Raw genomic sequence first — 9,366 nt, 5'->3', positions numbered from 1 at the left:
TTGCTGCGGCGGATGACCGGCCTGGGTCCCGCCGGGGTCGGCATCGGTTGGCGGCCAGAGATCACCGGTTTCGTGGCCGGGCTGCCCGGCCTACGGTTCGTCGAGGTGGTGGCCGAGGCGGTCGCCCCGCACGGGCCACCGCCGCCCGGGCTCGCCGCGCTGGTCGAGCGCGGCGTCACCGTCGTACCGCACGGGGTGAAGCTCTCCCTCGGCGGCGCGGAGCCGGTCGACCCGGCCCGGGTGGCCCACCTGGCGCGGGTGGCCGAGCTGGTCGGCGCGCCGCTGGTCAGCGAGCACATCGCGTTCGTGCGGGCCGGTGGCCTGGAGGCCGGCCACCTGCTGCCGCTGCCGCGCACCCGGGAGGCCGTCGCCGCGGTGGTGGCCAACGTACGCCGGGCCCGGGCCGAGCTGCCGGTGCCGATCGCGCTGGAGCCGATCGCGGCGTTGTTCGACTGGCCGGACGACGAGCTGGACGAGGCGGACTTCCTCACCGAGATCCTGGACGCGACCGGCGCGACGCTGCTGCTGGACATCGCCAACGTGCACGCCAACGCCCGCAACCGGGGTGCCGACCCGCTGGCCCTGCTGGACCGGCTGCCGCTGGACCGGGTGGCGTACGCCCACGTCGCCGGGGGCGCCGAGCAGGGCGGCTTCTACCACGACACGCACACCGACCCGGTGCCGCCGGCCGTGCTCGACCTGGTCGGCGAGCTGTGCGCCCGCCACCGCCCGCCCGCGCTGCTGCTGGAGCGCGACGGCCGCTGGCCGCCCGCGCCGGCGCTGCGGGCCGAGTTGGACGCCATCGCCGCGGCGTCCGGGTATCCGGCGGTGACGTGAGCGCGTCCGGTGCCGGCGGCGGCGACCTGGCCGCCAGGCAGGCGGAGCTGGTGGCGACGCTGGTCGCGGGCGGGCCGCTGCCGCCCGGGTTCGCCCCGGGCCCGGTCGACGCCGCCCGCCGCGCCCTGCTGCGCAAGCGGGCCGGCGACGTGGCCCGGCACTGGCCGCTGCTCGCCGCCGGCCTCGGCGGGAGCTGGTCGGTGACGTTCGCCAGTTGGGCGGCCGACCGGCCCACCAACGGCTCGCTGCGTGACGGCTGGGACCTGGCCCGGGAGCTGCACCGCCGGGGTGAGCTGCCGCCGCTGGGCGCGGAGGAGCTGGCGGCCCGGGAGGCGGCCACCCGCTACGACGGCGCGACGGCGCCACGACCGCGCCGGCTGCCCGCCCTGGCCCGCGTCGGCGGCACCGTCGCGGTGCAGCTCGCCGGCCGGGTACGCCTGGTGCGCCCGGCCCACCGGTAGCCGCCCCCACCGGGGTACGGCAGGATCGGCGTCATGGATCTGGGACTCACCGACCGGGTGTACGTGCTGACCGGGGCCTCGCGTGGGCTGGGCTTCGTCACCGCCGAGTGCCTCGTCGCCGACGGGGCCCGGGTGGTCGTCTCCGCCCGCGCACCCGAGCGGGTGGCCGAGGCGGTGCAGCGGCTCGGCGGCCCGCAGCGGGCGATCGGGCTGGCCGCCGACCTGAGCGACCCGGCCACCCCGCTGCGGCTGGTCGCCGCCGCCCGGGAACACTTCGGCCGGCTCGACGGCGCGCTGGTCTCGGTCGGCGGCCCGCCACCGGGCACCGCCGCCGGGGCGACCGACGCGCAGTGGCGGGAGTCCTTCGAAACCGTTTTCCTCGGCACCGTCCGCACCGCCCGGACGGTCGCCGCCGCGCTGACCGACGGCGGCGCGATCGGGCTGGTCCTGTCCACCTCGGCCCGCAGTCCGCTGGCCGGACTGGGCATCTCCAACGGGCTGCGCCCCGGCCTGGCCGGGGTTGCCAAGGACATGGCCGACGAGTACGGCCCGCGCGGCGTCCGGGTCGTCGGGCTGCTCCCGGGGCGGATCATGACGGACCGCAACCGGCAGCTCCTGGCCGCCACCGGGGACGCCGAGCGGGCCCGGGCCGAGGCCGAGGCCGGAATCCCGCTGCGCCGCATCGGCGAGCCCGCCGAGTTCGGCCGGGTCGCCGCGTTCGTCCTCTCCCCCGCAGCCGGCTACCTGACCGGGATCACTCTCCCGGTCGACGGCGGCGCGCTGCGCGGCCTGTGATGGCCGCCCCCGGAGGCGGCCCGGCCTTCCCGCCGGTCGGTGCCGGGCCGGGGCTTCCGCGCCCGTCCAGACAGGGGCCGGCGGCGGGCCGCCAGCGCCGGCCGACGCGCGAGGAACTGGTTGCAGCGGCGGACCGGACCATCCCGGACGTCATCGGGCCGGGGCTGGCCGTGCTCTTCGTCGGGATCAACCCCGGGCTCTGGTCGGCGGCCACCGGCTGGCACTTCGCCCGGCCGGGCAACCGGTTCTGGCCGGCGCTGCACCGGGGCGGCTTCACCCCCCGCCAGCTACACCCGAGCGAGCAGGACGCGCTGCCCGGCTACGGGCTCGGCATCACCAACATGGTGGCGCGGGCCAGCGCCCGGGCCGACGAGTTGACCGCCGCCGAGCTGGTCGACGGGGCGGCGATCCTGACGGCGAAGGTGCGCCGGCACCGCCCGGCGTGGGTGGCGGTGGTCGGGGTGACCGCGTACCGGATCGGGTTCGGCCGGCCGAAGGCGGCCTTCGGCCCACAGCCGGAGCTGCTCGGCGACGCCCGGCTGTGGGTGCTGCCCAACCCGAGCGGGCTGAACGCCCACTTCACCGCCGAGACGCTGGGCGCGGCGTTCGGCGAGCTGCGCGCCGGCAGCGCCGCCCCGGCCTGAGCGGGCCCGGGCCGACGGGGCCAGGCCGGCGGGCCCCCGCCCGACCGGTCAGTTCGCGGCGGCCGGCGGCAGCGCCTCGTCGGCGACGTAGCTGGCCATCGGCATCGTGATGATCTTTTCGGGACCGGTCGCATCCACGTACGGGGTGGGCGAGTCGGCCACCGCGAACTGGGTGCGGTACAGCTCGGCATAGAGGCCACCGACGGCGACCAGCTCCTCGTGCCGGCCCCGCTCGACGATTCGCCCCTCGTCGAGGACGAGGATCTGGTCGGCGTCGCGGACGGTGGAGAGCCGGTGGGCGATCACCAGCGCCGTACGCCCCGTCAGCGCCACCGCCAACGCCCGCTGCACCGCCGCCTCGCTCTCCGAGTCCAGGTGTGCGGTCGCCTCGTCGAGGATCACGATCGACGGGGCCTTGAGCAGCAGTCGGGCGATCGCGATGCGTTGCTTCTCGCCGCCGGAGAAGCGGTAGCCCCGCTCACCGACGGTCGTGTCGAGCCCGTCGGGCAGGGACCGGACCAGGTCGGCGACCTGCGCGCCGGCGAGGGCGGCCCAGATCTCGTCGTCGGTGGCATCCGGCTTGGCGTAGCGCAGGTTCTCGGCGATCGTCTCGTGGAACAGGTGGGAGTCCTGGGTGACCATGCCGATCTCGTCGCGCAACGAGGCGAGCGTGGCGTCCCGGACGTCGACGCCGCCGACCAGCACCTGACCGTCGGTGACGTCGTACACCCGGGAAATCAGCATGGACAGGGTGGACTTGCCCGCACCCGACGGGCCGACCAGGGCGATCATCTGCCCCGGCTCGACGGCGAACGAGACCCCCCGCAGCACCGGCTCGTTGACGGTGCGGTCGAGGGTGGTGACCTCCTCCAGCGAGGCCAGCGACACCTCGGCGGCGGCCGGGTAGCGGAACCGGACCTCGCGGAACTCCACCCGGCCGTTGCCGCGCGGCACGGCCACGGCACCCGGCTTCTCCTCGATGCCGGGGCGCAGGTCGAGCACCTCGAAGACCCGGTCGAAGGAGACCAGCGCGCTCATCACGTCCACCCGGACGTTGGACAGCGCGGTCAGCGGACCGTACAGCCGGGTGAGCAGCAGGGCGAGGGTGACCACGGTGCCGGCGCTGACGCTGCCGGTGACCGCGAGCCAGCCGCCGAGGCCGTAGGTGAGCGCCTGGGCCAGGGAGGCGACCAGCAGCATCGCCACGAAGAACGTCCGCGAGTACATCGCTGACTGGATGCCGATGTCGCGGACCCGCTCGGCCCGGCCGGCGAACCGGCGGGCCTCCACCTCGGGCGCGCCGAAGAGCTTGACCAGCAGTGCCCCGGCCACCCCGAACCGCTCGGTCATCGTGGCGTTCATGTTGGCGTTGAGGTTGTACGACTCGCGGGTGATGTCGGCCAGCCGCCGGCCGACCCGGCGGGCCGGGACGATGAAGATCGGCAGCAGGACCAGCGACAGCACGGTGATCTGCCAGGAGAGGGTGAGCATCACCACGGTGGTGAGCACGAGCTGGATGACGTTGCTGACCACCCCGGACAGGGTGGAGGTGAACGCCCGCTGCGCGCCCATCACGTCGTTGTTGAGCCGGCTGACCAGCGCGCCGGTCTGGGTGCGGGTGAAGAACTGCAGCGGCATCCGCTGGACGTGGTCGTAGACCCGGGTCCGCAGGTCGAGGATGATCCCCTCGCCGATGCGCGCCGAGTACCACCGCTGCGCCAGCGAGAACAGCGCGTCGGCGACAGCGAGGGCGGCGATGACCAGGGCGAGGCGGACCACTGTCGACCCGGCCTCCGCGCCGCCCCGGCTGATCGCGTTGATCACGTCGCCGGCGAGCACCGGGGTGGCGACGCCGATCACCGCGGCGATCACCACCGTGACCAGGAAGACGACGATGTCCCGCCGGTAGGGGTGGGCGAACTCGACGATCCGCCGGGCGGTGCCGCGGCTGAGCCGGTGGGCGGAGACTTCGTCCTGGTTACGCATCGACCGGATCATGCTCCAGCCGGCCATCCCGCCGTCGGACATCACGCGTCACCTCCGGGGTCGTGGTCGGCTCGGGCCGTCAGGTCGATTGTCCCGACGAGTACGACAACCTCGGCGGTAAGCCGATTCTTCCCGAAGAATCCTTACCCGCACCCCTCGGACGGGTGGCTACTCTCCCCGGCCGGCGAGGTCGCGGAGCCGGCGGGTCTGGGCCTCGCGCTCGGCTCGCTGCTGCTCGGCGTGGGACCGGCCGGCGGCACCGGCGAGCAGCGCCTTGATCTCCACCACCGCGTCCCGGGGGTGGGCGAGCAGCCCAGCGGTCAGGTCACGCACCGCGCCGTCCAACTCGGCGTTCGGCACCACCAGGGTGGCCAGGCCCAGCCGGTCGGCCTCGGCGGCGTCCATCCGCCGGCCGGTGGCGCAGATCTCCAGGGCGCGGGCGTAGCCGACCAGCTCGACCAGGCGCTTCGTGCCGGCCAGGTCGGGAACCAGTCCGAGGGTCACCTCGGCCATGGAGAGTCTGGCGTCGGCCGCCAGCACCCGCAGGTCGCAGGCGAGCGCGAGCTGGAATCCGGCGCCGATGGCGTGGCCCTGCACGGCCGCCACCGAAACGACGTCGGGCCGGTGCAGCCAGGTGAAACCGCCCTGGAACTCGGCGATCCGGTCGGCGCACTCCTGCTCGGGCAGGGTCGCCAGCTCGGCGAAGGAACCGGGGCCGGAGGCACCGGCCACCGACAGGTCGAGGCCGGCGGAGAACGCCCGCCCCTCGCCACGAACGACGACGACACGCACATCACCGGGCAGGTCCCGGGAGAAGTCGGCCATCGCACGCCACATCGCCGGGGTCTGGGCGTTGAGCACGTCGGGCCGGCACAGTGTGACGGTCGCCACCGGCCCGTCGCAGTCGAGTCGCACCCCGACCGCTCCGGGGGTCACCGGGCGGCCCGGGGGACGGCGCTAGTGAACGACGTCGGTGGGCGGGTCACGCCTTCTTGCGGCGCCGGGCACCGCCGCGCTGACGCAGCTGCACCCCGGACTCGGTGAGCACCCGGTGGATGAACCCGTAGGAACGGCCGGTCGAGGCCGCGAGCGCCCGGATGCTCTCTCCGCCGGTGTACCGCTTTACCAGGTCCTTGGCGAGCGTCTGACGCTCGGCTCCGACGATCCGGCGACCCTTCTCAGTGCTGGTGGCTGTGCCAGTGGCTGCCATGCTGAATCCTCACGTCCCAGACTGTGCGGTTCGATACGGTCCCACCTATTAGACCGCCTCGAACGATCATGCGCCAGATATCAACTATTCGCCAACCGACACGCTATGCAGTGTCGACTACCCGATAGGGTGACGTCGGCCGGTCGCCTTACCCCCTTCGGGCCGGACCGGGCCGGCGCGGCGGCCGTACCCTGCCTGGCGTACACCTGATCGCGGCCGCCGGCGCGGCGCTGGTGTAGCGGTCGGGAACAGGCCGAGCAGCCCGGTCCACGGGTCGGGCAGCACGAGCAGCCCGGCGGCGACCCCCAAGGCCACGGCGACCAGGTTGCGGCACCCAGGTACTGCCCGGCGGCGTTGTGGTAGGCGGGCGGCCATCCCGCCGTGATCCGGCTGGTCGGCCGGGTCGGCCACTGGCCGACACCGGCGGTACCCGTCGCGATCGGGGTGCCGGTCCTGACCTGTTCCGGGGTCCTCGCCCGCCTGAACCGTGCTCACCCGAACGCGCCCGCGCTGCTCACCCGTGCCCTGCTCGCTGGTGCTCACCTTGCGCCGAGTTCGCCTGGGCGCGCCGAGCAGAGAGTGACGCCGCGCCGCAAAAGGCGCGGAAAGTCGCATTCCGCCCGGGTCCTCGGCGATTTGCGGCCCGACTGACGGTCAGGCCAGCTCGACCAGTTCGAGAAGGTCGTCGCTCCAGGCGTCCTCGTCGCCGTCGGGCAGCAGGATCGCCCGGTCGGGCTTGAGCGCCAGCACCGCGCCCGGGTCGTGGGTGACCAGGACGATCGCCCCCGGATACCGGGCGATGGCGTCCAACACCTGCTCCCGGCTGACCGGGTCGAGGTTGTTCGTCGGCTCGTCGAGCAGCAGCACGTTGGCGCCGGAGCAGACCAGGGTGGACAGGGCCAGCCGGGTCTTCTCCCCGCCGGAGAGCACGCCGGCCGGCTTGTCCACGTCCTCGCCGGAGAAGAGGAACGCGCCGAGAATCTTCCGCAGCTCGGTGTCGCTCTGCTCGATCGCGGCGGCCCGCATGTTCTCCAACACCGTCCGCCCCACGTCCAGGGTCTCGTGCTCCTGGGCGTAGTAGCCCAGCCGCAGCCCGTGCCCGGCGTGCACCTCGCCGGTGTCCGGCTCCAGCAGGCCGCCGAGCATCCGCAGCAGGGTGGTCTTGCCCGCGCCGTTGAGGCCGAGGATGGCGACCCGCGAACCCCGGTCCACCGCTACGTTGACGTCGGTGAAGATCTCCAGCGACCCGTACGACTTCGACAGGCCCGTCGCGGTGAGCGGCGTCTTGCCGCACGGCGCGGGGTTCGGGAAGCGGACCTTGGCCACCTTGTCCGAAACCCGGACCTCCTCCAGCCCGGAGATCAGCCTCTCGGCCCGGCGGGCCATGTTCTGCGCGGCGACGGTCTTGGTGGCCTTGGCCCGCATCTTGTCGGCCTGGGCCATCAGCGCGCCGGCCTTCTTCTCGGCGTTGGCCCGCTCCCGGCGGCGGCGCCGCTCGTCGGTCTCCCGCGCCTCCAGGTACGCCTTCCAGCCCAGGTTGTAGACGTCGACCACCGAACGGGTGGCGTCGAGGAACCAGACCTTGTTGACCACCGACTCCAGCAGCGAGCCGTCGTGCGAGATCACGATCAGCCCGCCCTTGTGGTTGGCGAGGAACCCGCGCAGCCAGGTGATCGAGTCGGCGTCGAGGTGGTTGGTGGGCTCGTCGAGCAGCAGGATGCCGCCGCCGTTCTCGCCGGCGTCACGGAACAGGATCCGGGCCAGCTCGACGCGGCGGCGCTGACCGCCGGAGAGGGTGCCGATGGTCTGGGCGAGGGCCCGGTCGGGCAGGCCGAGGTTGGCGCAGATCCGGGCCGCCTCGGCCTCCGCCGCGTACCCGCCGAGGGCGGCGAACTGGTCCTCGAGCGCGCCGTAGCGGCGGACCAGCCGGTCGTCGGCGGCCTCGGCGAGCTGGACCTCGACCTCCTTCATCTGGGCCATCAGCACGTCCAGGCCCCGGGCGGAGAGCACCCGGTCCCGGCCGGTGACCTCCAGGTCGCCCGTGCGCGGATCCTGTGGGAGGTAGCCGACGGCGCTGCGCCGGTCGATCTGCCCGGCGTACGGCTGCCCCTCTCCCGCGAGCACCTTCAGCGTGGTGGTCTTGCCGGCGCCGTTGCGGCCGACCAGGCCGATGCGGTCGCCCGGCTGCACCCGCAGCGTGGTGTCGGACAGCAGTATCCGGGCGCCGGCGCGCAGCTCCAGGCCGGTGGCAGTGATCATGTCGGGGACTCGCTCTCGGGGTCTGGAAGGGCTGACTCAGGGCACGCGAAAGCGCCGGCGGGTCGGTGGTTCCCCTCGGCGCGGGGCGGTTCAGCCTTCGCAGAGCAGCACAGGACAAGTGTACCGGGCCGTCCCGCGCGCGCCGCCCGGATTACCAGTCAAGATCATCGGGTACGGATCCGTCGTCCGGACCCGGTCCGGTACCGCAACCACCAGACGTGACGAATCGGTGATCGGGGTCAACATGGAGCTGAACGAGAACGCGCGGATCGACACCAGCCAGGTGGACGACCGGCGGGGATCCGGCGGAGGCGGCGGCCTGGGCGGCATACCGATTCCGATCGGCGGCGGGCGCGGCGGCATCGTCGGCGTCGTCGTCGCGGTGCTGGTCGCCCTGGTGGGTGGCGGATTCGGCCTGAACGCGGCCACCAACGGCGGCGGCGGCGAGCAGGGCGACAACACCTCGCTGGAGCAGAGGTGCTCCGCCGACGACGCGCTCAAGCAGCTCGACTGCCGCAACACCCTGTACGTCAACTCGATCCAGGCGTACTGGCGCACCGCCCTGCCGGAGGCCTTCGGCGAGCAGTACCAGCCGTCGAGGACGGTCTTCTTCAGCCAGGGCGTCAACACCGCCTGTGGCCAGGCCGACTCCGGCGTCGGGCCGTTCTACTGCCCGGCCGACGACCTGGTCTACATCGACCTGACCTTCTACAACCTGCTCGCCGACCAGCTCGGGGCGCAGGGCGAGTTCGCCCAGCCGTACGTGCTGGCCCACGAGTACGGCCACCACGTGCAGGACCTGCTCGGCACCGAGGCGCAGATGCGCCGCCAGCAGCAGCGCGACCCGGACAACGCCAACGCGCTGTCGGTGAAGCTGGAACTCCAGGCCGACTGCTACGCCGGGACCTGGGCGAGAAACGCCACCGGCACCGCCGACGAATCCGGGCAGAAGATCTTCAAGAGCATCTCGGAGCAGGACGTCGCGCAGGCGATCGACACCGCCGAGAAGATCGGTGACGACGCCATCCAGCAGCGCTCGGGCCGCCCGGTCAACCCGGACGAGTTCACCCACGGCACCTCCGAGCAGCGCCGGCAGTGGTTCGCCAAGGGGTACGACACCGGCGACCCGAAGCAGTGCGACACCTTCGCCAGCCCCCTCTGACCCGCCCCGTCC

At 73.5% G+C, this 9,366-nt stretch carries 9 protein-coding genes; 5 read left to right on the top strand and 4 right to left on the bottom strand.

Annotated features, from left to right (window positions below; all coding sequences use genetic code 11):
• Positions 1-12 precede the first annotated feature (12 nt).
• The 4 genes from E1258_RS26400 to mug are packed head-to-tail and all read left to right on the top strand — an operon-like array spanning position 13 to position 2,737.
• Positions 13-837, top strand: coding sequence for a DUF692 domain-containing protein (locus E1258_RS26400; protein ID WP_132405868.1), 825 nt, complete (start codon positions 13-15; stop codon positions 835-837).
• On the top strand, positions 834-1,298 hold the full coding sequence (locus tag E1258_RS26395; protein ID WP_132405866.1) for a hypothetical protein: 465 nt from the start codon (positions 834-836) through the stop codon (positions 1,296-1,298). Before E1258_RS26400 ends, E1258_RS26395 begins: the two co-directional genes overlap by 4 nt.
• Before the next feature lie 33 nt (positions 1,299-1,331).
• On the top strand, positions 1,332-2,093 hold the full coding sequence (locus tag E1258_RS26390) for an SDR family oxidoreductase (protein ID WP_132405864.1): 762 nt from the start codon (positions 1,332-1,334) through the stop codon (positions 2,091-2,093).
• Entirely contained in the window at positions 2,093-2,737 is a 645-nt protein-coding gene (gene mug / locus E1258_RS26385) for a G/U mismatch-specific DNA glycosylase (RefSeq protein ID WP_132405862.1), read from the top strand. The genes E1258_RS26390 and mug overlap by 1 nt, the downstream gene beginning before the upstream one ends.
• A gap of 48 nt (positions 2,738-2,785) precedes the next feature.
• Here the strand turns inward: mug and E1258_RS26380 are convergent, their stop codons facing one another.
• The 4 genes from E1258_RS26380 to E1258_RS26360 form a co-directional block, all read right to left on the bottom strand.
• Positions 2,786-4,765 (bottom strand): ABC transporter ATP-binding protein, encoded by a 1,980-nt coding sequence (locus E1258_RS26380; RefSeq protein WP_132405860.1) that lies wholly within the window; start codon positions 4,763-4,765, stop codon positions 2,786-2,788.
• 126 nt (positions 4,766-4,891) lie between these two features.
• Positions 4,892-5,659, bottom strand: a complete 768-nt coding sequence (locus E1258_RS26375; RefSeq protein WP_007072021.1) for an enoyl-CoA hydratase/isomerase family protein — start codon at positions 5,657-5,659, stop codon at positions 4,892-4,894.
• Between the two features lie 46 nt (positions 5,660-5,705).
• Positions 5,706-5,933, bottom strand: coding sequence for a helix-turn-helix domain-containing protein (locus E1258_RS26370; RefSeq protein WP_007072022.1), 228 nt, complete (start codon positions 5,931-5,933; stop codon positions 5,706-5,708).
• A 654-nt stretch (positions 5,934-6,587) separates the two neighbouring features.
• The gene (locus E1258_RS26360) at positions 6,588-8,192 is read right to left on the bottom strand and encodes an ABC-F family ATP-binding cassette domain-containing protein (protein ID WP_132405858.1); all 1,605 of its coding nucleotides are present in this window, start codon (positions 8,190-8,192) and stop codon (positions 6,588-6,590) included.
• A gap of 244 nt (positions 8,193-8,436) precedes the next feature.
• Here E1258_RS26360 and E1258_RS26355 point away from each other — a divergent pair, with 244 nt between their 5' ends.
• Entirely contained in the window at positions 8,437-9,354 is a 918-nt protein-coding gene (locus E1258_RS26355; RefSeq protein WP_132405870.1) for a neutral zinc metallopeptidase, read from the top strand.
• Positions 9,355-9,366 lie beyond the last annotated feature (12 nt).

This window comes from Micromonospora sp. KC207 (genome assembly GCF_004348615.1).
In the GTDB taxonomy this organism is placed as follows: domain Bacteria; phylum Actinomycetota; class Actinomycetes; order Mycobacteriales; family Micromonosporaceae; genus Micromonospora.
This window is presented reverse-complemented; position numbering and strand designations above follow the sequence as displayed.